The 21,139-nt window shown below is 63.0% G+C and carries 21 protein-coding genes; 3 read left to right on the top strand and 18 right to left on the bottom strand.

All coding sequences use genetic code 11. The features are described from left to right. Positions 1-6: 6 nt before the first annotated feature. Entirely contained in the window at positions 7-381 is a 375-nt protein-coding gene (locus RG836_RS19320) for a cupin domain-containing protein (protein WP_310848519.1), read from the bottom strand. A 101-nt stretch (positions 382-482) separates the two neighbouring features. On the opposite strand from RG836_RS19320, the gene RG836_RS19315 reads away from it, so the two are divergent. Continuing rightward, positions 483-1,406 (top strand): LysR family transcriptional regulator, encoded by a 924-nt coding sequence (locus tag RG836_RS19315; protein ID WP_310848517.1) that lies wholly within the window; start codon positions 483-485, stop codon positions 1,404-1,406. On the opposite strand, the gene RG836_RS19310 is transcribed toward RG836_RS19315, so the two are convergent. From RG836_RS19310 to RG836_RS19275, 8 genes are all read right to left on the bottom strand, one after another. Then, positions 1,340-4,243, bottom strand: a complete 2,904-nt coding sequence (locus tag RG836_RS19310; RefSeq protein ID WP_310848515.1) for a sensor domain-containing phosphodiesterase — start codon at positions 4,241-4,243, stop codon at positions 1,340-1,342. The genes RG836_RS19315 and RG836_RS19310 overlap by 67 nt on opposite strands. A gap of 243 nt (positions 4,244-4,486) precedes the next feature. Beyond that, positions 4,487-5,296, bottom strand: coding sequence for a type I methionyl aminopeptidase (gene map / locus RG836_RS19305; RefSeq protein WP_409078094.1), 810 nt, complete (start codon positions 5,294-5,296; stop codon positions 4,487-4,489). After that, positions 5,293-5,556 (bottom strand): ParD-like family protein, encoded by a 264-nt coding sequence (locus RG836_RS19300; protein WP_310848513.1) that lies wholly within the window; start codon positions 5,554-5,556, stop codon positions 5,293-5,295. Before RG836_RS19300 ends, map begins: the two co-directional genes overlap by 4 nt. A gap of 81 nt (positions 5,557-5,637) precedes the next feature. Continuing rightward, on the bottom strand, positions 5,638-6,984 hold the full coding sequence (locus RG836_RS19295; RefSeq protein WP_310848511.1) for an MFS transporter: 1,347 nt from the start codon (positions 6,982-6,984) through the stop codon (positions 5,638-5,640). 107 nt (positions 6,985-7,091) lie between these two features. Beyond that, positions 7,092-7,871, bottom strand: a complete 780-nt coding sequence (locus RG836_RS19290; RefSeq protein WP_310848509.1) for an aldolase — start codon at positions 7,869-7,871, stop codon at positions 7,092-7,094. A gap of 88 nt (positions 7,872-7,959) precedes the next feature. After that, positions 7,960-8,850 (bottom strand): LysR family transcriptional regulator, encoded by an 891-nt coding sequence (locus RG836_RS19285; protein ID WP_310848507.1) that lies wholly within the window; start codon positions 8,848-8,850, stop codon positions 7,960-7,962. Positions 8,851-9,156: 306 nt separating this feature from the next. Continuing rightward, positions 9,157-9,645, bottom strand: coding sequence for an RES family NAD+ phosphorylase (locus RG836_RS19280; protein WP_310848505.1), 489 nt, complete (start codon positions 9,643-9,645; stop codon positions 9,157-9,159). Then, positions 9,642-10,142, bottom strand: coding sequence for an antitoxin Xre/MbcA/ParS toxin-binding domain-containing protein (locus RG836_RS19275; protein WP_310848503.1), 501 nt, complete (start codon positions 10,140-10,142; stop codon positions 9,642-9,644). The genes RG836_RS19280 and RG836_RS19275 overlap by 4 nt, the downstream gene beginning before the upstream one ends. Before the next feature lie 259 nt (positions 10,143-10,401). Between RG836_RS19275 and RG836_RS19270 the strand changes: the two genes are divergently transcribed. After that, positions 10,402-11,355: an MBL fold metallo-hydrolase gene (locus tag RG836_RS19270; protein ID WP_310848502.1), complete on the top strand. Its 954-nt coding sequence runs from the start codon at positions 10,402-10,404 to the stop codon at positions 11,353-11,355. Positions 11,356-11,436: 81 nt separating this feature from the next. On the opposite strand, the gene RG836_RS19265 is transcribed toward RG836_RS19270, so the two are convergent. Next, positions 11,437-11,844: a cupin domain-containing protein gene (locus RG836_RS19265; protein ID WP_409078095.1), complete on the bottom strand. Its 408-nt coding sequence runs from the start codon at positions 11,842-11,844 to the stop codon at positions 11,437-11,439. A gap of 52 nt (positions 11,845-11,896) precedes the next feature. Beyond that, complete coding sequence (locus RG836_RS19260; RefSeq protein WP_310848498.1) at positions 11,897-12,658, bottom strand: SDR family oxidoreductase; 762 nt, start codon at positions 12,656-12,658, stop codon at positions 11,897-11,899. Between the two features lie 184 nt (positions 12,659-12,842). Here RG836_RS19260 and RG836_RS19255 point away from each other — a divergent pair, with 184 nt between their 5' ends. Continuing rightward, positions 12,843-14,435 carry a winged helix-turn-helix domain-containing protein gene (locus RG836_RS19255; protein ID WP_310848496.1) on the top strand — a complete coding sequence of 531 codons (1,593 nt, stop codon included), beginning with the start codon at positions 12,843-12,845 and terminating at the stop codon, positions 14,433-14,435. Positions 14,436-14,503: 68 nt separating this feature from the next. On the opposite strand, the gene RG836_RS19250 is transcribed toward RG836_RS19255, so the two are convergent. From RG836_RS19250 to RG836_RS19220, 7 genes are all read right to left on the bottom strand, one after another. Continuing rightward, complete coding sequence (locus RG836_RS19250; RefSeq protein ID WP_310848494.1) at positions 14,504-15,469, bottom strand: agmatinase; 966 nt, start codon at positions 15,467-15,469, stop codon at positions 14,504-14,506. A 52-nt stretch (positions 15,470-15,521) separates the two neighbouring features. Next, positions 15,522-16,289 (bottom strand): amino acid ABC transporter ATP-binding protein, encoded by a 768-nt coding sequence (locus tag RG836_RS19245; protein ID WP_310848492.1) that lies wholly within the window; start codon positions 16,287-16,289, stop codon positions 15,522-15,524. A gap of 13 nt (positions 16,290-16,302) precedes the next feature. Continuing rightward, positions 16,303-16,947: an amino acid ABC transporter permease gene (locus RG836_RS19240; protein WP_310848490.1), complete on the bottom strand. Its 645-nt coding sequence runs from the start codon at positions 16,945-16,947 to the stop codon at positions 16,303-16,305. A 10-nt stretch (positions 16,948-16,957) separates the two neighbouring features. Then, the gene (locus RG836_RS19235) at positions 16,958-17,614 is read right to left on the bottom strand and encodes an amino acid ABC transporter permease (protein WP_310848488.1); all 657 of its coding nucleotides are present in this window, start codon (positions 17,612-17,614) and stop codon (positions 16,958-16,960) included. Beyond that, positions 17,611-19,002 carry an MmgE/PrpD family protein gene (locus RG836_RS19230; RefSeq protein ID WP_310848486.1) on the bottom strand — a complete coding sequence of 464 codons (1,392 nt, stop codon included), beginning with the start codon at positions 19,000-19,002 and terminating at the stop codon, positions 17,611-17,613. Before RG836_RS19230 ends, RG836_RS19235 begins: the two co-directional genes overlap by 4 nt. A 2-nt stretch (positions 19,003-19,004) precedes the next feature. Beyond that, a complete protein-coding gene (locus RG836_RS19225; protein ID WP_310848484.1) occupies positions 19,005-19,805 on the bottom strand; it encodes a transporter substrate-binding domain-containing protein in 801 nt (266 codons plus the stop codon). A 74-nt stretch (positions 19,806-19,879) separates the two neighbouring features. Beyond that, positions 19,880-20,755 (bottom strand): MurR/RpiR family transcriptional regulator, encoded by an 876-nt coding sequence (locus RG836_RS19220; RefSeq protein WP_310848482.1) that lies wholly within the window; start codon positions 20,753-20,755, stop codon positions 19,880-19,882. Positions 20,756-21,139: the final 384 nt, after the last annotated feature.

Below are 21,139 nucleotides of genomic sequence, written 5' to 3'. Positions count from 1 at the left end.
CCGCGCTCAGCGCAACTGCCGTTCCAGCGGCACGCTGCGGGCGCTGATTTCATCGCCGGTGTGCAGCGTCGTGACCGTTTCAATCAGCACGATGCCGCACTCCTGCTCCGCCACCGGGTTGTGCCGCACGCCCTTGGGAATCACGCAGAATTCCCCCGGTTGCAGCAGCAGGTCGCGGTCCTCCAACTGAATCTTCAGCGTTCCGTACACCACCATAAACAGCTCGTCTTCATCGGCGTGGGCATGCCACATCAATTCGCCTTTGAGCTTGGCTACTTTGATGTACTGGTCGTTGACCTGGCCGATGACCTGCGGCGACCAGTGCTCGGTGACTTTGGCCAGGGCCGATTCAATGTTGGTGGCGTGACCGCTGAGGATCATGGGGCGTGCTCCGTAAGGGGGAGCGCCAATCTAATTCGCCGGGGTGACGCGCAACATCGAATGTTTATAATGCCGCCATTAGCATTCGTAATGGCCGGCCCATGTCCAGACTTCGCAACCTCGATCTCGTCTTGATCCGCACGTTCGTGACAGTCGCGCAAACCGGCAGCATCAGCGCCGCCGCGCGGCAACTGCACCTGACCCAGGGCGGCATCAGCCAGCAGATCAAACGCCTGGAAGTTTTCTTCAATTGCCTGCTGCTGGAGCGGGATGCCCGAGGCACGCAACTCACCGAACGCGGCATCCAGTTGCTGCCCAAAGCCCGGCAACTGCTCGACCTCAATGACAACCTGTGCAACGAGATGATCGGCAGCGCCATCAGCGAAACCGTACGGGTCGGCGTGCCGTATGACATGGCCGGCGCGCACTTCGCGCCGGTCCTGAAAACCTACGCCGAGCGTCATCCCGGCGTCGCCATCAGCATCGTCACCGGCTCCTCCGTCGACCTCATGCAGGCATTCGCCAACGGCCATGTCGACCTGACCCTCAGCCAGACTCCGGCCAGCCAGAGCAGCGGCGAACGTTTGTACGTCGAGCCGCTGGTGTGGATCGGCACCCCGGGCGAACTCCATCGCCAACGCCCCTTGCCGCTGTGCTTCGTCACCTCCACCTGCACCTTCCGCAGCACCGCTTTCGCCCTGTTGAGCGAGGCGCAAATCACTTGGCGCGTCGTCTTCGAAAACGCCTCGGTCGACACCACCCTCTCCACCGTGCGCAGCGAACTCGCCGTGACGCCGTGGTTGCGCTCGCTGATCCCCGACGGCCTGCACGAGCTGGGCGCGGAATCAGGCCTGCCGCCCCTGCCGGACTTCGCCGTCGGACTGCACGTTGCGGACCGTGCGGGTGAAGGGGTGCTGGCGATGGCGCAGGTGATTCGTTGGCATTATGACCAGGCGGGTCAGTCCTGGGCTCCGTCCAACACCGTCGCCAACAACGCCTCCAGCCCCATCGGTTTGGCGAAGTAGTAGCCCTGGGCCTGGCCGGCGCCCATTTCCCGTAGGAGGATCAACGTGGCTTCGTCTTCGACGCCTTCGGCGACGACGCTGAGGTCGAGGGATTCGGCCATGCGCACGATGGCGCGGACAATGGCGCGGCTGCGGGCGCTGGTGGTGAGTTCGAGGATGAAGGATTTGTCGATTTTCAGGCCGCTGAAGCGGTACTGGTGCACGTAGCTCAGGGACGAGAAACCGGCGCCGAAGTCGTCGAGCACCACCGACATGCCGTTGTCGGCCAGTTGCTGCATGGTCAGGCGGGCGATGGCGGGTTCGGCCACCAGCGCGCCTTCAGTGAGTTCCAGGCAAATCCGCGACGGCGCGACACCGTGCCGGGCCAACAGCGCCAGCACTTCACTGGCGAAGTCCGGGCGGGTCATGCTGTAGCTGGAGCAGTTGACGTGCACCGGCGGCCAGTTGGCGTGTTCAGGCTCAGCGAGGATCACGGCAATGCTGGTGAGCATGTACAAGTCCAGGCGACCGATCAGGCGCAGGCCCTCAACGTCCGGCAGAAATTCCCCCGGCGCCATGATCCGTCCACCCGGCTGACGCCAGCGAATCAGCGCTTCCAGGGCCACCAATTCACCGCTGTCGACGCTGACAATCGGCTGAAAATACGGCAGCAATTCGTCGGTGCGTTTCAGCGCGTTGCGCAACGCGCCTTCGCGTTCGACTTGGTCGGACACCTCGCGGCGCAATTCCTGGTTGAACACTGCGTAGCTGTCGCGTCCGGCGCTTTTGACCCGGTACATCGCCGCGTCCGCGTCGCGCAGCAGGTCGGCGGGTTCGTGATGAAACTGGCTGTCAGCGCTGACAATGCCGATGCTGCAGGACGAGAACACTTCGTGGCCGTTGATGAAAAACGGCAAGTCGAACGCCGCCAAGATCCGTTGAGCGATCTCGACCACGACCTCCAGCACGGCATCCGGTGCCAGTACCGCGAACTCATCGCCACCCAGGCGCGCGAGCATGTCAGTGTCGCGCAGGCAACTGCGCAAGCGGTGGGCGGCCTGCATCAGCAGCAGGTCGCCGAAATGGTGGCCGAGGCTGTCGTTGACCAGTTTGAAACGGTCGAGGTCAATGAACATCACCGCCACCGGCCCGCCGTCGCTTTCGAAGCGTGACCAGGCCAGGTTGAGCCGCTGCTGCAAATAGGTGCGATTCGGCAGGCCGGTCAGGGCATCGTGGGAGTTTTCGTGCTGCAACTTGGCGTTGGCGTGGTCGAGTTCGCGGGTACGGCTCTGCACCCTGGCTTCCAGTTTGAGGTTGGCGGCGTGGATCGCCTCAGCGGCGGTGCGCCGTGACAACGCGGTGTCGATGTGGCGCGAGACGAAGGTCAGCAATTCCTGATCGCGCTGGGTGTACCAGACGTTCGAGGTGTAGCTCTGCACTGCCAGCACGCCGCGAACTGCATCGCCATCAAACAGCGGAATGCCCAGCCACGAGTGCGAGCGCACCGACTCGGAGGCCAACTCCACTTCACCCTCGGCGGACAAGCGCTCGGACTCGTTGCGATCTACCAGACACGGCCGCCGCTGGCGAATCACGTATTCGGTCAGGCCACGACGTCCCGACCGCGCCGCCGGGCGGGTAGTCAGGCGTTCATCGACGTAATAGGGAAAAGTCACTTCATCGCTGGCATCGTCGTACAGCGCGATGTAGAAGTTTTGCGCGAACAGCAGATCACCGACGATGCCATGCAGGGTCTGGAACAACTCTGCCATGTCGCCGGGCTGGCTCGACAGCTCGGCAATCTGGAACAGCGCGCTTTGCAGATGCTCGGCGCGCTCGCGCACCGCCACTTCCTGGCGCAAGGCGTCGTTCAGCGCCGACAGCTCCAGGGTACGGCGCATCACTGTTTGTTCCAGGTCTTCGCGGTGCAGAATGCGGTCCAGCGCCATGGCCACATGGCGCGCGACCACCAGAAACAGCGCGCGGTCCTCAGCGCTGTAGGTGCGGGCGACGTCGTAGACCTGCATGGCGAGCATGCCGAACACGTCGTCCGAGGCATTCTTGAGCGGTGCGCCCATCCAGAATTCCGGGCGATCGCCGACGCAGTGGAAGCGGTTCTCGGCTTCGGCGGCGCGAATGGCGGCGGCGTCGACGAACAGCGGCTGGCCGCTGACCAATACCTGACCTGTCAACGAAAGGTGTGTCGGATCGAGGTATTCGTAGTGCTCGGACTCCACGGCGTCGACATCAATGATGTCGACGTAGTACGGGTAGTCGATTTTGCGGGTGTGCGGGTCGTAGAGGGCGAGGTAGAAATTTTCGGCGTCGATCAGGCTGGCCAGCAATTGGTGCACGCCCACCAGAAACACCGCGCGGTCGCGGGTAGAGCTGGCCAAGTAGGTGATTTCGTACAGCACCCGTTGGGTAATTTGCGCGCGGGCCAAGGTGTTGCTCTGCACTTCGATGCCCAGGCGCTGGGCCAACTCGGCGAGCGCCGGTTCTGCCGCATGCTCGCTGGGCGCGAGCAGCCAACCGAGCACGCTTTCGCCGCGCCCGGTGGGCCAGCGGTGCAAGCCACGGCTGCGGCAAAAGGCGTCGAAGCTTTCATTCTCCACACTGGCCGGCCATTGCGCCTGTGGGTCGCCCTGCCCGATCCAATGCAATTGCTCCCCGGCGCGATAAACCACCCACGCCGTGGTGTGGGCCCAGCCGCGTGCCGAGTCCAGCCAATGCTCGATCCTGTCCCCGTTGCCAGCGTATGCCATGCCGACCGTACCCGAGTTCCCTTTCAATTGAGAGGCGACATCGTCGCCATCGTTCGATCGCCGAGCGGAGCCGGTTAATGGACGAACACTCATCAGCCTCCCTGAGCCAGATTACTGGCGATACTCGATTACCCAATGCTAGCAAAGTGCTGGCGAGCTTCTCGTTTAAAGCTTATGGAAATATTTTTCAACGATTTTATTTACTTAAGGGTTGCCGCGAGACGAGCGAAGCGACACCCAGGCAACAGACACCGGCAGTGGCTGCAGGCGCATGCTGCCGGAGATGCAAGACAGACGCCAAGGGGCGGCGTCTGGAGGAAGGGAAAATACTGGCGTTCAGACGATGGCAGGGTACTCAGCGTGGCTGTCCGGCCACGGCGTCAGGATCCTGAAACCGTTGTCGGTGACCGCCACCATGTGCTCCCACTGCGCCGACCAGGATTGGTCCTTGGTAACCACCGTCCAGCCGTCGCCGAGGGTTTTGACGTGGCGCTTGCCGGCGTTGAGCATCGGCTCGATGGTGAAGATCATCCCGGTTTCGAGCTTGCGTCCCTGGCCCGGATAGCCGTAATGCAGGATCTGCGGCTCGTCGTGATAGGTCTTGCCGATGCCATGCCCGCAATACTCGCGCACGACGCTGTAGCCCTGCTCTTCTGCAACGCTCTGGATCGCGTGACCGATATCGCCCAGCGTCGCGCCGGGACGCACCACGCGGATGCCCGCGCACATTGCGTCGTAGGTGGTCTTGACCAAATGCCGGGCCTGTTCGCTGGGTTCGCCGACGAAGTACATGCGGCTGGTATCGCCGTACCAGCCGTCCTTGACCACGGCAATGTCGATATTGAGGATGTCGCCATCGCGCAACACGGTGCCGTCCGGAATGCCATGGCACACCACCTGGTTGACCGAGGTGCACACGGTTTTCGGGAAGCCGTGGTAACCGATGTTGCCGGGAATCGCCTTCTGCACATTGACGATGTAGTCGTGGCAGAGCCGGTCGAGCTCATCGGTGGTGACATCCGGCTTAACGTGCGGTGTGATCATCGCCAGCACTTCAGCGGCCAGGGTGCCAGCAATCTGCGACTGGGCAATGTTGGCCAGGGAATGAATCGGAACTCCGTTCTTGATCGCGGCGCGGCTGTTCATTGTTCTGCTCCGGCACTGACGCGGGGTTGCTGTTCGACACTGTCGGCCAGGGCGCATAGCTGTTTCAGCTCGAGGCCCCCGGCCAGTTCCGCGCGGATCAGCAAGCGACAGATGTCGCTGTGATCGAGATTGGGGTGCAGCTCCGAGAGCATGCCAATGCGCATCCAGTGCTCGGCCTGCGCGTTGATCGAACGGCTGAGCGCCGCGCTGGCGATGCGCAGATGCTCGTGCACTTCTTCTGAAATCTTGACGATGCCCATGGGTCGGCCTGATATGAAATGTATATGTAGCGTATATTAGCCAGATCCCATGGGCCCTCGCAACCCTGCACTGCGAAACCGCTATGACGAGCGCACCGGTACCCGGCCACTGACGACCGGCGCGGGCGCTTTCGCCGCCGTGACCGACCTCATCTGCGACACGGCGATCAGCGCTAGCAGCCCCAGCCCCATCAGGTAGCCGTTGATGTAGAACGGGTCGCCTCCGCCATAGGCCAGCAACGAGGTGGCGATGATCGGCGCCAGGCCACCGCCAATCGCGCCGGACACTTGCACCGCCACGGAAATGCCGGTGTAGCGCACTTCCGGCGCGAATTGCCCGGAAAACAGCGCGCCCTCGGGCCCGTAGAGCATCGCGTAGATAATCCCGATGGCCACCACCATGGCGAACACGATCCAGAACCGTTCCTGGGTTTGCAGCAACTGGAAGAACACCGAGGAAAACAGAATCACCCCGACGATGCCGATGGCGAACATCTTGCGCTGGCCGACCTTGTCCCCCAGCCAACCGCACACCGGCATGGTGAACATGGCCACGGTCGCGCCCCAGACCACGGCGTTGAGCATCAAGTCCTTGGGGATCGCCAGGGTCTTGGTGGCGTAAGCCAGGGAGAACGTGGCGACGGTGTAGAACCAGGTCACTTCCGCCAGGCGTGCACCCGCCACGGCCAGCAAGGCGCGGGGATGGTCGCGCAATACGGTTTTGAATGGCATCTCCTGGGGGATGTCGTGCTTCACCGCAATGAAGTCCGGCGACTCGGCGACTTTCTCGCGGATGTACCAGCCCACCAACAACAACGCGGCACTGGCCAGGAACGGAATCCGCCAGCCCCAACTGAGCATGTCTTCCTCCGGCAATTGCGCCACCGCGCCCATCGCCAGCGACGAGAGGATCAGGCCGGGGGCAACGCCGGTTTGCGGCAAGCTGCCGAAGAAGCCCTTCTTGCCTTCCGGGGCGTGCTCGACCGCCAACAGAATCGCCCCGCCCCACTCGCCGCCGACCGCGATGCCCTGTAGCAGGCGCATCACCACCAGCAGCACCGCCGCCCAATAACCGATGGCGTCGTAGGACGGAATCAGGCCGATGATGATGGTCGGGATACCCATCATGAACAGCGTGATCAGCAGCATCGATTTGCGGCCCAATCGGTCGCCGAAATGGCCGAACACAATGCCGCCAAACGGTCGCGCAAAGAAGCCCACCGCGTAAGTAGCGAACGCGGCCAGGGTGCCGGTGACCGGATCGAAATCCGGGAAGAAAATTTTGTTGAAGATCAGCGCCGCAGCGGTGCCGTAGAGGAAATAGTCGTACCACTCGATAGTGGTGCCCATCATGCTTGCCAAGCCCGCGATCACGGTCTGACGTTTAACGGCTGAAGGCGCCGCACCTGCCTTATTTGTTCTCGACATTTTTCAGTCCTTTTATTGGGCAGTAAGGGTTGAGAGAGGCTTTCTTATGGGTATGCAAATCCGTGGCCCATCCGCTGACGCGGTATGGGCGCTTGTGCTTCAAGGGCTTACAGCGGCGGCATGCCGGGGACGCGGTGGGTCTGGCGGCACCAGTAATCAAAGGTCGCGCGCACGATGGAGGGCTTGAGCAAGTAGTCGTGTGCTTCCTGGGCCAATACCGGATCGACCGGCGTCAGCGCGCCAAACGCCTGCGCGCGGATTTGCATGCGCGCCGCCCGCTCCAGGTACACCGACAGGTAGGTGGCCTCTTCGACAGACACGCCGGCGGTGAGGTAGCCGTGGTGCGCCAGAATGATCGATTTCTTGCCGCCCAGTGCTTCGGAAATCAACGTGCCTTCGTGGTCGGCAATCGGCACGCCGGGCCACTCGCCGAGGAACGCGCAATCGTTGAATAGCGGCGTCATGTCCATCTGCGAAATCACCAACGGCTGGCGTGCCGCCGCCAAGGCCGAGGCCCAGGGTGAGTGGGTGTGAATGATCGACGTGACGTCGGGGCGGTTGCGATACACCCACAAATGGAAGCGCGTCGCCGGGTTGGCCATGCCTTCGCCGGTGACGGTGTTGAGGTCTTTGTCGACCTCGATGAAGTCATCCGCCGTGGCCTCTTCGAAGCCGAGGCCGAAGCGCAGGGTCCAGTAGGTATCGTCGCGCTCGGAACGCGCGGTCAACTGCCCGGCCAGCCCGGCCTCTTGCCCGGTCATCGCGAGGATGCGCGCGGCGTAGGCCAGCCGTTGTTTGAGCGGCATGTCTTTGGATTTGAGGTGCTGGGCCATTTCGCTGGTGGCCCGCTGATCGAAGTACTCTTTACTGCGTAGATCCTGGTTCACGGTGGCATTCCTCATGCGCTTTCAACGGTGGCTCAAGCATAGGAAGCGCGAGCACCGCTGGCGATGAGGCTGGGGCTATATCAGCTATTCACTTCAGGGCCTTGGCCGCCTCGATGGCAAAGCCAAGAATCGCTTTGGTGATGGCGGTGGGCGGCGGATCGGCGCGGTAGATCGCCACCACTTTACGGTTGAGTGCCGGTGTGACTTCGGTGATGCGCGTCAGGTGGTATTGGTCCAGCACCCGTTGCGGGATCAGCGTCGGCAGGATGCACGCACCGACCCCGGACGATACCAGCTCCAACATGGCGTCCACCGTTTCCACTTCGGCGGCCACGCTGTACGGCACCGCGCAGGTGTCGAGCATGCGCCGCAACGCGTAGCCGCTGGGGAACACCACCAGCCGCAGGGGTTGCTGGCTCCAGTCAACAACGCTGGGTGCGGGGTTGTCGGGGTCGAGCCGCACCACCATCGACATCGACTCGGTGAACAGCACCATCGAGATCAATTCTTTCGAGGCCACTTCGCTGTCGTAAACAAAACCCAGATCCGCCCGCCCCGACTCCACCAATTTCACCACTTCGGTGGAACTGCGGGCCATGAACGACACGTTGACGTCCTGGTTTTGATGCACGAACCGCGACACCAAGTCGCCAAGAAAGTAGTAGGTCAAGGTGTGCACCGTGGCCAGGCGCAAACTGCCCTGGGTGATGCCGAACTGGTCGCGAATCTGCGCGATGGCTGCGTCCACCGCCATAAACGCCGGCCCCGCCAGCGACGCCAGGTGCGTCCCGGCATCGGTCAACACCAGGCCCCGGCCAGTGCGGCGAAACAGCGGATTGCCGAGGTGCGCCTCCAGGCTCGCAAGCTGCCGGCTGAGGCTCGGCTGCGATACATTCAACTGCTCGGACGCCGCCGAAATCGAGCCGTGCATGGAGATGCACAGGAAGTTTCTGATCTTACGGTCCAGCTCGTCGCTCATGGGTGAATGTCCTGTGGGTGGCGCCTTCGGCGGGGAGCGGCCGGAGTGAAAGCATGGTCAGACCATAGCAACAGCAGCGGCCCGCCCGCCAGCCCCGCGGCGTAGCCTTTGTGGTGAGAGGGCTTGCTCCCGCCGAGCAACTTCGGTGGTGAGGGGGCTTGCCCCCGTTGGGTCGCGAAGCGGCCCCTCAAGAAAACCAACGACTTCGAAAGACAGGCTAGAAACGGCAGCGTGATCAGAATGAACGCCGGCGAAGTAATCCTCGCCGCCGTGCTGATGATGATGATCGGTAGAAAACAGCAATGTTCAGCTGACCAACCGAGTGTCCAGACCAAACCGCTCCTGCGACACCAGTTTGAATTGGTCCATCGCCAGGTCGCAGCTCACCAGTAGATTCCACGAATGACGGGAGACCGCCGAGGGGATGAGCAGAAACGGATGCCGGGCCAGCAATTCGTCGGCAAAGCATTGCTGGTTGGGTGAAGGTTGCGCGGGGATCAGCCAGTTCGGGTTGGGGACGTCTTCGGGCTGCAGCACTTTGATCAGCGTCGGGTCCAGCACTGCAAAACATGTCAGCACATGCGGGACCCGGTCCAGCGTATCAAAACCGGTGTGGGCCGCGACTTCCAGAATGGCGGTCGACGGGTCGGCCGATGCGTAAATTACCCGGCGGCCGGGCGGGTTCCAGCGGCCACCGGTAGTTTGCGCGCCGATGCCGCTGTCCCAGGCGTCTTTGTGCACCGCACGGTCGAGTCGCCACGCGTGCCATTGCCCGTCCCAGGGCAAGGGATTCACTGATAAACCCCGTGTTCAATCCGCGTCAGGTAGTCCTCGACCACTTGGAAGCCCAGGGAATTGTCGACCAGATCCAGCGGCACATGCCCGTCCAGGTACTTGCAGGGTTTTTGCAGCCAGTCTTCCGCCAACGACTGGCTGCCGAACACGCGGGTGGCGTGCTCCAGTGTTTGCGCGAATTGGAAGGCAACGGTGCTCTGCTGCTGATTCAGTCGCACCGGCTCGGTCTCTTTGGCCAACCGCTGCACCGTCCGCACGGACTTGCCGGTGATGCGCTCGACCAGACCGTAATTCATGTACAGCGCCGACGTGGCGAGCATGTCCCGCACGTCGCTCAGATGAAAGCCTTCTTGCACGTAGCGGATAATCGACAAGGCCGTATCCGCGTCGCGGCCGTGTAACAGCACTTGAGTCGGTGTGCGGGTTTTCACCGCCCGTGCCGCTACCGGTCGTGTGGCTCTGGCTGCCGACCGATCGGCCTGATTTGCTGCGGACATGGTAACGCCCTCTTTGCGACATTTGACGCAAGCATAACGCCAAGTGTCGCAAGAGAGTCAAGCGCGTGCTGCTCAACGGACAGTTTCGGCGCCACAACCAGCGCCCCACCTATACCCCCGTATGATCCGGAATACCCTTGTATGGTACCGGTCGGCACGGGTCCGGAGCACACTCAGGTCCTGAGCGAAACGTCACGCGGCTCCCCCGCAGCGCACGATTTCGCCGGCCATTTTTGCCACGGGCAACCGGAGAACAACCATGACAACTTATCTGAACCACTCTACCGACAACCAGCCAGAACTGAACGTGCACGCCTCGTTTCCCTCGCAGGCGAGCCTCGAAGAACTGGTGCCGTCGCGCTACGCCGTGCGGGTCGGGGAGATTGATGTGCTGGTGATCAGCGACGGCGTGCTGCCGCTGCCGACCTCGACCATGTCCACCAACGCCGACCCCGCTGCCCGCGCGGCCTGGTTCAAGCAAATGTTCCTCGGCCCGGACGCATTCGACTGGGCACTGAACGTGATGGTGATCCGCAGCGGCGAGCAGGTCATTCTGGTCGACGCCGGCCTCGGCGGGCAGTTCCCCGGCTTCCCCCGCGCCGGGCAGTTCCCCAAACGCCTCGAGGCTGCCGGCATTCCACTGTCGTCGATCACTGACGTGATCATCACCCACATGCACATGGACCACGTCGGCGGCTTGCTGGTGGAAGAGGTGAAAAACCAGTTGCGCGACGACGTGCGCATTCACGTCGCGCAGACCGAAGTCGACTTCTGGACCGCGCCGGATTTCACCCAGACCACCATGCCCGAGCCCGTGCCGGACGTGCTGCGCGCCACCGCCCAGCAATTCGCCGAAGCTTACCGCAGCAACCTGCACACCTTCGATCAGGAACATGAAGTGGCGCCGGGCGTGGTGGCCAAACTCACCGGCGGCCACACCCCTGGGCACAGCGTGGTCTACGTCACGTCCGGCGGCGAACGCCTGACGTTTGCCGGCGACGCGCTGTTCCCGGTGGCCTTCGAGCACCCGGATTGGCACAACGGTTTTGAGCATGACCCGGAAGAATCGGTGCGCGTGCGCGTGCGCTTGATGCAGGAAGCCGCGGCCAGCGGCGAATTGTTCGTGGCCACGCATCTGCCCTTCCCTTCCGTGGGCCGCGTGGCGATTGATGGCGACGCATTCCGCTGGGTGGCGGGGTTCTGGGATTACTGATCGGCGACGTACCGGCGATCACGAGAAGCCGGGCGACACGCAGGTGCCGCCCGGCGATGACGCGGTCAAGCGCTTGCGCAGTTACTTGTTGGCCGGGGTGACCAATTCTTTTTCATCCGTGTCGAGGACAAACACCGCCAGCAGCTTCGCCGGTTTGCTGTCGCTGGCGTTGGCACTGACTTCATGGTGGGAGCCGGGCTCTTCGATGAAGTTTTCGCCGACGTTGTACACCTTCGCCGGTGCGCCATTGACCGCGCTGCGAATCGAGCCTTCCAGCACCGTGGCGTAGATGAACGCGGTTTTCGGGTGGGTGTGGGATGGCGAGCCCGCACCCGGCCCGTACTCGACCAGCACGCCGCGCATGCTCTTGCCGGGGATGTTCGGAATCGGGTGATCGAACACCACCGTCACCTTGCTGGCGGGCCGGTCGGCGGCGAACGCACTGGTGGTGGCCAAGGCCGCAAGGGCAACCGCAGAAAAAACACGCATCAACATGGCAGAACTCCTGAGTGGTTGGGGTAAAAGCGTAGCCTTCGTGACCTCAGCGCCCGGCCTGCGGGTGAGTGTGCGCGAGCCAGTCGTCGAAGCGGATCAGTCCCAGGCGCGCGTCTTTGCCGGGGGTCAGCGATTGGTCATCGAGCTCGGAACCGAAATAACGGGCGTGCACGTCTGGCAAGACGTTGCGCGGGTCGTGGGTCGCGCGCAGATAGCGCCGGACCAGTTCGTCCAGCGGCATGGCTTCGGGCCCGGCCACTTCCGCGGTGCCATTGAGCGGTGCGCCGAGGGTGACATCCGCCAGCGCCGCCACCACGTCATCGGACGCCAATGGCTGGATCAGCGCCGGTGAGACGCAAATCTGTTCGCCGACTGTGGATGATTGGGCAATCCCGCCAACAAACTCGAAAAACTGCGTAGCGCGCAGCAGGCTGTACGGCACTCGGGAGGCCTTGATGATGTTTTCCTGGGCCACTTTGGCGCGGAAATAGCCGTTCTCCGGCAGGCGCTCGCTGCCGACGATCGACAGGGCGACGTGGTGCCGCACGCCGGCGGCCTCTTCCGCCGCTAACAGGTTACGGCTGGAGGTCTCGAAGAAGTCCAGTACCGCCTGGTCTTCCCAGGACGGCGCATTGGCCACATCGACCACGACTTGGGCGCCGTCCATCGCCTGGGCCAGGCCCTCGCGGGTGATGCTGTTGACCCCGGTGCTGGGGCCGGCGGCGAGTGCGTCGTGGCCGCGTTCACGCAAGGTCTTCACCAGTTTCGAACCAATGAGACCGGTGCCACCGATTACGACAATCTTCATGGGTGCTCTCCGCTGCGTGACGGCAACCGTTACCGTCGATGGGGTTAAGCGTGCCCCGGGGCGGGGAGCATGTCCTTGGGTCGACCTTGGGTTTGCCTTGGATTTGCGTCCAAGGCACCATGCCCGATGCGGCCAGTCAGGCGCTGCCGTATGATTGAGGGCGCTCGACCGGGAGAGACTGACCTTGCGATTCGTGTTCGAAGACTTCGTGCTGGACCGGCAACGCCGTGAATTGACCGTGCGTGGGCAGGTCGTGGCTGTCGGGCCGCAAGTGTTTGACCTGTTGCTGCTGTTGCTCGGCCAGCGCGACCGCGTGGTCAGCAAGGATGAACTGCTGCAGGCCGTGTGGAAGGGCCGGATCGTCTCGGAATCGACCATCACCAGCCACATCAACGCCGTGCGCAAAGCCATCGGCGACACTGGCGAAGAACAACGTCTGGTGCGCACCATCGCCCGCAAGGGCTACCGTTTTGTCGGCGAGGTCAGGGTCGAGGGCGGCTGCGACACTTCGCCTTTGCCCGGGCCGTTCGGCGAAGATTCCGCCCCCGCGCCAGATCCAAAGCGCTCGCCCCTGCGCTTGCCGGACAAACCTTCGATTACCGTGCTGCCATTCCACAATCTGAGCGGTGACCCGGAGCAGGAATACTTCGCCGACGGCATGGTCGAGGACATCATTGCCGCCCTCTCGCGGATCCGCTGGCTGTTCGTGATCGCGCGCAATTCCAGCTTCACCTACAAGGGCCGTTCGGTGGACGTGCAAGGCATCGGCGCGGAACTGGGGGTGCGTTATGTGCTGGAAGGCAGCGTGCGCAAGTGCGGCGACAAAGTGCGCATCACCGGGCAACTGATCGACGCGACCACCGGCACGCATCTGTGGGCCGAGCGCTTCGAAGGCCAGTTGCGCGACGTCTTCGAATTGCAGGACCAGATTGCCGAAAGCGTAGTCGGCGCCATCGCACCGCAGCTGGAGCTGGCGGAAATCGCGCGGGCCAAGCGCAAACCGACGGACAGCCTCGACGCCTACGATTTGTACCTGCAGGGCATGGCCAAACTGCACAGCGGCAGCCGCGAGGCAATCGATGTGGCGTTGCCGTTGTTTTATCAGGCCATCGAGCGCGATCCCGATTACGCATCGGCCTACGGGCTGGCGGCGTGGTGCCACTTCTGGCGCAAGCTCAACGGCTGGATGACCGACAGACCCCGAGAAATTGCCGAAGGCGCGCGGCTGGCACGGCTGGCGGTGTCGCTGGGCCGGGACGATGCGGTGGCGCTGACGCGCGGCGGCCATGCACTGGCGCACCTGGCCGGTGAAATCGACAGCGCCATCGCCCTGCTCGACCGCGCCCGCCTGCTCAATCCCAACTACGCTCCGGCTTGGTACCTGGGCGGCATCCTGCGGGCGTTGCACGGCGAAACCGACGAAGCGATCCGTCATCTGGAGCACGCCGTGCGCCTCAGCCCACTGGACCCGGAGCGGTTCAGGATGCAGGTCGGCATGGCGCTGGCAAACTTCTTCGCCGGGCACTTCGATTGCGCGGCGAACTGGGCGGAACAAGCCTTGGTGAACTTGCCAACCCTGCTGCCTCCGGTCGCGCTGATTGCGGCCAGCCATGCCTTGAGCGGCAACATGGACAGGGCCGAACAGGCGATGCAACGCCTGCGCGCACTCGACCCGACACTGCGCCTGAGCAATCTCCAGGACTGGTTACCGATTCAGCGGCCCGCGGACTTTCAGCGGTTCAGCGATGGATTGCGTCTGGCGGGATTGCCTGAATAGTCGGCTTGGAGCCCATCACTGCGGAATCACCGCGATCACGTCAATCTCCATCAGCCATTCCGTTTCGATTACAACTTGGCGGCGTCGAAATAGTCGGCGCGCACCGCTGCGCCGATCAGGTTGACGATCAGTCGGCCGGCGGTGATGCAGCTGATGTTGTTGACGTCGGTGGTCGGGGTGATTTCAACGATGTCCATGCCCACGACCTTGCCCTTGTTGACCAGGCCGTGGATCAGCTTGCGGATCTGCACGTACGTGATGCCGCCCAGGGCCGGGCCGGCCACGCCGGGCATGATCGACGGGTCGAGGCCGTCGGCGTCGATGGTCAGGTAATACTGGCCGCCGTCCGGGATGCGATCCAGCACCGATTGCATGCCGTGATCGTGCACGTCATACGCGGTGATCAGGTGCGCGCCGTAGTCGACTGCGGCCTGGAAATCGGTCTCGCGGCCACTGCCCTGGGCGCGCAGGCCGATCTGGAAAATCTCGCCGATGTGTTCCATCTCCGACGCGCGGCGGATCGGGCTGGACAAGCCGTCGCGCACGCCATTGATTTCGTCGCGCCAGTCCAGGTGCGCGTCGATGTGGATCAGGGTGATCGGGCCCTGGTCGTCGTAGGCGCGCAGGATCGGGATCGGGATGCTGTGGTCGCCGCCCAGCACGATCGGCATGGCGCCCGCCGCGAGGATCTTGCGCACCGCTTGCTCGGCGCGCAGCGAGGTTGCGTCGAGGTCGGCAGGGTCGGCCGGCACGTTGCCGCAATCCACAACCTTGAGGTCACGGTTGTCGTAGATCGGGCCGTTCACATCGAAATCGTAGTGATGCAGGGCGCGGCAGATGCGGTCGCTCATGGCCCGGATCGCGTCCGGCGCTTTGCTCTGGTCGCAGGTGATGTGCTCGGCAATGTAAGCCTTGCCAAACGGAATACCGAGGATGGCGATGTGCGCGTCGAGTTGGTCGAGGTCGGTGCAGATCGGCGACCACAGGAAGCTCTGGTGTTTTTTCGACGGTGGGACGGTCAACGGGAAGCTCATGGTTGTCTCCAGGGTGTGAAGTTTCAATAAGGGGAAGCCGCGTGCCGGGCGGTCACGGGGTTATTGACAGGAAGCGCTGCAACTCGGCGGTGTGCGGGGCGCTGAACAGGGTTTCAGGGTCGCCGACTTCGTGCACGTTGCCTTGGTGCATGAAAATCACCCGATCGCTGACGCGCCGGGCAAAGGCCATTTCGTGGGTGACCATGATCAGCGTCATGCCTTCGTTGGCCAGGCCTTCGACCACTTGCAGCACTTCACCCACCAGCTCCGGGTCGAGGGCCGAGGTGATTTCGTCGCACAACAACACGTGTGGGTTCATCGCCAAGGCGCGGGCGATTGCCACCCGTTGTTGCTGGCCGCCGGACAGTTGATCGGGGAAATAATCGAAGCGCTCGGCCAGGCCCACCCGTGCCAACAGTTTTCTCGCCTGGTGGCGGGCATCTTCGCGGGCCGTGCGTTTGACCAGGCTGGGCGCGAGCATCACGTTCTGCCCGGCGCTGAGGTGCGGGAACAGGTTGAAGTTCTGGAAAATCATCCCGACGTTCTGCCGCAATTCGCGCATCGCCCGGCGGTCGTCCTGGCGGATCGGTTGCCCGTCGACCATCACCGAGCCGTGCTGGAACTGCTCCAGGCCATTGAGGCAGCGCAGCAAGGTGCTTTTGCCCGAGCCGCTGCGGCCGATGATGCACACCACTTCCTTGCGGGCGATCTGCAAATCGATGCCGCGCAGCACTTCGTTGTCGCCGTAGCTTTTGCGCAAGCCACGGATGTCGACCAACGCAAACGGCGCGGTGTCGGTGAGGGTGGTTGATAGCGTCATGAGCGGAGCGTCCTTAGCGGCGAAGAGAGTTTTCGAGGCGGCGGCTGTACAGCGACAGCGGGAAGCACAGGGCGAAATACATCAGTGCGACCGACCCATAGATCAGAAATGGCTGGAACGTGGCGTTGGTGATGATCTGCCCGGCGCGGGTCATCTCGACGAAGCCGATCACCGAGGTCAGCGCGGTGGCCTTGATGATTTGCACCATGAAACCCACGGTCGGCGCGATGCCGATGCGCACCGCTTGCGGCACGATCACGTAGCGCAGCTGTTCACCGAAACTCAGCGCCAGGCTGCCGCCGGCCTCCCACTGGCCCCGGTCGACCGAGTTGATGCAGCCGCGCCAGATTTCCGTGAGGTAGGCACTGGCGTAGAGCGTCAGGCAAATCGACGCGGCCACCAGCGACGAAGTCTGCAGGCCAAACATCGACAGGCCGAAATACACCAGGAACAACTGCAGCAGCAGCGGCGTGCCCTGGAACACCTGGACGTAACCCATCACCAGCAGTTGCACCAGGCGATTGCCCTTGAGGCGCACCACCACCAGCAAGCCGCCGACCAGCGCGCCGCCGACGAAGGCAATCAGCGACAAGCCGACCGTCCAGCGCATGGCCAACAGCAGGTTGCGGGCGATGTCCCATACCGTGAATTCGAACATTGGCGTGCCCTCAGCGACCGAAGATGAAGCGCGGACCGATCCAGTTCAGGAGGCGGCGCAATGCGATAGCCAGGGCCAGGTAAAGGCCAGCTACGATGATGTAGGTTTCGAAGTTGCGGAATGAACTGCTGGCGATCTGGTTGGCGGCGTAGGACAGCTCCTGGGTGGAGATCTGACTGCACACCGCCGAGCCGAGCATGATGATGATGGTTTGCCCGACCAGTGCCGGCCACACCCGTTTCAACGCCGGCGGCAGCACCACGCGGGAGAAGATTTGCCAGCGGTTCAACGCCAGGCTTTGCGCGGCTTCCAACTGGCCTTGCGGGGTCGACTCGATGCCCGAGCGGGCGATCTCGCTGACGTAGGCTGCGAGGTTGATCACATTGGCCAGGATCGCCGCGGTCAGTGCCGTGAGTTTGAAACCCAGGGTCGGCAAGCCGAAGAAAATGAAGAACAGCTGAATGATGAAAGGCGTATTGCGGATCAGCTCAACGTACGTCCCCACGGCCCAGCGCGCCCATCTCGGGCCCTTGCTGCGGACCCAGCCGCAGCCAATCCCCAGCGCCGTGCCCACGACTGCGGAAATCAGGGTCAGGAATACGGTCAGCAGCAAGCCCTGAAGCAACAGCGGCCACTGGTTGAGCACTGCCAGAAAATCAAACGTCATGCGTGCACCTCTTGGGAATGGACTTCGGGCCACAGCGCCCGAACGTTAGCGAGGTGTTGCACCTGCTCGAGATCGGCGAGCAATGACTGCGCCGCCGGTAAAGCCAGCACCTGGATGCTGCATTTCAGAAACTTGGCGCGCAACTGGCCACGGCTGAGCGGGTTGCTGGCCGTGCCAATCGGCCTCGCACAAAAGCCTTCCCGCGTGCTGCCGTCCTTGAGCCACAGCTTGACCCAGGCACCTTCCGGAGCCGATTGGCGCAAGGCGGGGTCGGCCCAACGCGCGCTGCTGATCAGGCTGATGCGCGGCATGCAGATGAGGATGTCGCAACGCTGGGTCATCTCCTGGCTGACGTGTTCCAGCGCGACATCACCCTCGCGCCAGGTCAGCGCCAGCGCGAATTGCAGGCTGAACTGCGCTTGCTGGCGGGTGACTGGCAGCGGGTAGATCAGGTTCTCGACAACAATCGGCGGCGCGTCGCAGACGATCCGTTCGATGGCGTCGGGGCTGATCGCCGGGTCCTGCAACAGCTCGCGCAAGGCATCGACCGCGGCGTGCGCCGACAGGCACACGGCAATGCGTTTGATGTCGACGCCGGGGTCGAGCAGGCTCCAGTCGCAACCGAGGCCTTGCAACCCCCCCTCGTCCAGCACGCCGGCATTGAACATCGCCGCCAGGCCTCGAGGGTGCTCGACAATGCCCGCCGGGCCCGTGCTGCCGGCCTGGGCGAGTAAGGCGGCGACCACTCCCGATTCACTGGCGCGGCCGGCCATCAGCACTTTGGCATCGCTGCCAAAACCGGCCTTCATGCCACCGGTACCGCTCACGACAATGCCCATGGCATTCGTCGTTTGCTCGGCGTTCAGGCCCAGCGCATGGCAGGCCGCTGCACAAGCACCGACCGAACCGAGCACGCCGGTGGTCCACCAGCCTTGGTCGTAAAGGTGCCGCGTCAGCATCCTGGCCAGCGCGTATTCACACTCGGCGCCGACCACGAACGCGGTCAGCCATTGGCTGCCACTGAGCCCGCGCATCTGCGCCACCGCCAGGGCCGCCGGCAGGATCACCATCGAGCCGTGGACGAAACCCGGATAGGCGTTGTCATCGAAATCCAGCGCATGCGCCGCCACTGCATTGGCAAACGCCGCGGCCGGTGCACTCAAGCGCTGCGCCTGGCCAAGCACGCTGCACTCGCCCGCCGCGCCTGACTGGTTCGCCACCCGGCGGACCTTGGCCGCGACGTCGCTGGCACTGCCGGCCAAGGCGACGCCGAGGGTGTCGATCAGGCAGCGGACCGCCACCTGCTGCACCGCCTCGGGAATGTCCGCGAGGCCGACATTGGCGCTCCAGTTCGACAACGTGGTGAGGACGGGCACGGGCGTCTTCATGCTTATTCAGGCAGGTCGCCGGCCGGCGCGCCGAGCCATTTCTGCGAGATCGCGTCCAGGGTGCCGTCGGCCTTGGCGGTGCGAATGATGTCGTTGACCTTGGCCCGCAACTCAGGCTGATCCTTGACCATGCCGATGTAGTTTGGCGAGTTGGAGAGCACCACTTTCAGCTCGATATCCAGCGCCGGGTTTTTCTCTTTCAGCGCCGCCGCCACGGTGGTGCCGATGGCCACCAGTTGGGTCTGCCCGGAGAGGAACGCGGAGATCGTGCTGTTGTTGTCTTCGAAGCGTTTGGCGATGGCTTGTGGCGCCATGTCCGTGAGCTCTTTGTCCTGCATTGAGCCACGGGTCACCGAGACGCTTTTGCCGGCCAGGTCAGCCATGGTTTTGGCCTGCAACGCTTTAGCGCCGAACACCGCATCGAAGAACGGCGAGTAAGCGATGCTGTAGTCGATGACCTTTTCCCGCTCGGCGGTTTTGCCCAGGGACGAAATGGTGAAATCCGCCTTGCCCGATTGCAGGTAAGCAACGCGGTTCGGCGCGGTCACCGGCACCAGCTGCAGCTTGACTCCGAGCTTGTCGGCCATCAGCTTGGCGACGTCGATGTCCAGGCCGCGTGGCGCCATGTCCGGGCCGACGTAGCCGTAAGGTGGATAGTCCACCGGCACGGCAATCCTGATTTGCTTGTTGTTGAGGATGTTGTCCAGCGCTTCGCCAGCGTGCGCGCCGGTGACCGACAGCAAGGCGCACAGACCGGCGCCGAGAACGGTCGATTTGAACAAATGAAACGGTCGATTTTTCATGGTGCAGCTCCGTCGGGGTTGCGTTCTGTGAGAGGAATTCGTTGCCGGCCGGTGGATCGCGGCGGCTGGGTCAATCAGCCCAGGTCCCACCATTCGCCGAGGCTCAAAAGCTTTTCTTCGGTCTGGGTGACTGAGGCCTCGGTGTCTTTGGTGGAAGTGGCCGAGAGCAGCGCCACGAGCATTTCGCTGATCAACATGGCCGGCACGATCGTGTCGTAGAACGACGGGTTGTGGTTCTTGACGATGATCGATTCCGTGGCCAGCCGCGCCGTCGGCGAGGTCAGGCTGTCGGTGATGGTGATCACCCGCACGCCTTGCTGATGCAGGTAGTTGGTCAGGGTGATCAAGCGTCGCGAATAGCGCGGCAGGCTGCACACCAAGGCGACGTCCCGCGAAGTGGTCTGGTTGATGATGGTCATCACCCCGCTCTCGCCGGAGCCTTCCACCAGCCGCACGTTCTTGGCGAAGTAAGAGGCCACGTGGGCGAACTGGAATGCCACGCCATAGGAAGAGCGCAAACCCAGGCAGTAGATCTGCCGCGCACTGGCCAGCAACTGCACCGAACGCTCGATGGCGTCGAGGTTCTCCGGGCTGCACATCGACTGGATGTGCTCAATGGCGTTGTTGGCCATGTCCTGCACCACCCGATGGGCGCCGACCCGTTGATTCAACTCAATCAAATCGTGGGCCCGTGAACCGTAGGCATTGTTTTGCCCGCGCAGTGAATCAATGAACAGGGCGCGCAAATCGTCGTAGCCACTGAGCCCGACTCGCTTGGCCAGCCGGGTCATGGTCGACGGCGGCACATTGGCCAGGCGCGCCAGATCACGCATCGACATGACCGCGACTTCGTGCGGGTTATTCAGAATGAACGCCGCTGCAGCCCGCTCCTGCTTGGGGAACGATTCAAACTGCTGCTGTAGCGCGGAACACAAACCATCTCGATCCATCTGGGCTACCAAACTTCGGAAGGCGGAAGATGTTCGAGCTATTGCAACGCTTGTGCCGTTTTTTTCGCGGATTGATTCAAGTGATTCACCAGCGGATGCGGGGTTTTGTCGCACGGCGAGGCGCTAAAGCGAACTGCTGGTTCGATTTCGATTGGCTTGATTCAAAAACGGGCCATGAATATTTTTTTGAATCAGATTTCGCAACCCGGTGGCGAAGGTCACCGGGGGGTGGGTGCGCGATGATGGCGCGGGGTGCACGGATGTGGGCGGCCGCGCACTGGGTTGCAGTTATAAGTGAAGGGCTGGCTGTCAGGCCGCCATCGCTGGCAAGCCAGCTCCCACAGTTTTTCTAGGTGCTCACAAAATTTGTGTTAGCTAGAGATC

Source organism: Pseudomonas rhizozeae, assembly GCF_031583775.1.
In the GTDB taxonomy this organism is placed as follows: domain Bacteria; phylum Pseudomonadota; class Gammaproteobacteria; order Pseudomonadales; family Pseudomonadaceae; genus Aquipseudomonas.
Note: the sequence above shows the minus strand (reverse complement) of the source record. Positions and strands in the feature narration are given on the sequence as shown.

Coding starts and splice junctions, on each gene's coding strand:
- RG836_RS19320 (WP_310848519.1), bottom strand. CDS start 381: ATGATCCTCAGCGGTCACGCCACCAACATTGAATCGGCCCTGGCCAAA.
- RG836_RS19315 (WP_310848517.1), top strand. CDS start 483: ATGTCCAGACTTCGCAACCTCGATCTCGTCTTGATCCGCACGTTCGTG.
- RG836_RS19310 (WP_310848515.1), bottom strand. CDS start 4,243: ATGAGTGTTCGTCCATTAACCGGCTCCGCTCGGCGATCGAACGATGGC.
- map (WP_409078094.1), bottom strand. CDS start 5,296: ATGAACAGCCGCGCCGCGATCAAGAACGGAGTTCCGATTCATTCCCTG.
- RG836_RS19300 (WP_310848513.1), bottom strand. CDS start 5,556: ATGGGCATCGTCAAGATTTCAGAAGAAGTGCACGAGCATCTGCGCATC.
- RG836_RS19295 (WP_310848511.1), bottom strand. CDS start 6,984: ATGTCGAGAACAAATAAGGCAGGTGCGGCGCCTTCAGCCGTTAAACGT.
- RG836_RS19285 (WP_310848507.1), bottom strand. CDS start 8,850: ATGAGCGACGAGCTGGACCGTAAGATCAGAAACTTCCTGTGCATCTCC.
- RG836_RS19275 (WP_310848503.1), bottom strand. CDS start 10,142: ATGTCCGCAGCAAATCAGGCCGATCGGTCGGCAGCCAGAGCCACACGA.
- RG836_RS19270 (WP_310848502.1), top strand. CDS start 10,402: ATGACAACTTATCTGAACCACTCTACCGACAACCAGCCAGAACTGAAC.
- RG836_RS19265 (WP_409078095.1), bottom strand. CDS start 11,844: ATGCGTGTTTTTTCTGCGGTTGCCCTTGCGGCCTTGGCCACCACCAGT.
- RG836_RS19260 (WP_310848498.1), bottom strand. CDS start 12,658: ATGAAGATTGTCGTAATCGGTGGCACCGGTCTCATTGGTTCGAAACTG.
- RG836_RS19250 (WP_310848494.1), bottom strand. CDS start 15,469: ATGAGCTTCCCGTTGACCGTCCCACCGTCGAAAAAACACCAGAGCTTC.
- RG836_RS19245 (WP_310848492.1), bottom strand. CDS start 16,289: ATGACGCTATCAACCACCCTCACCGACACCGCGCCGTTTGCGTTGGTC.
- RG836_RS19240 (WP_310848490.1), bottom strand. CDS start 16,947: ATGTTCGAATTCACGGTATGGGACATCGCCCGCAACCTGCTGTTGGCC.
- RG836_RS19235 (WP_310848488.1), bottom strand. CDS start 17,614: ATGACGTTTGATTTTCTGGCAGTGCTCAACCAGTGGCCGCTGTTGCTT.
- RG836_RS19230 (WP_310848486.1), bottom strand. CDS start 19,002: ATGAAGACGCCCGTGCCCGTCCTCACCACGTTGTCGAACTGGAGCGCC.
- RG836_RS19225 (WP_310848484.1), bottom strand. CDS start 19,805: ATGAAAAATCGACCGTTTCATTTGTTCAAATCGACCGTTCTCGGCGCC.
- RG836_RS19220 (WP_310848482.1), bottom strand. CDS start 20,755: ATGGATCGAGATGGTTTGTGTTCCGCGCTACAGCAGCAGTTTGAATCG.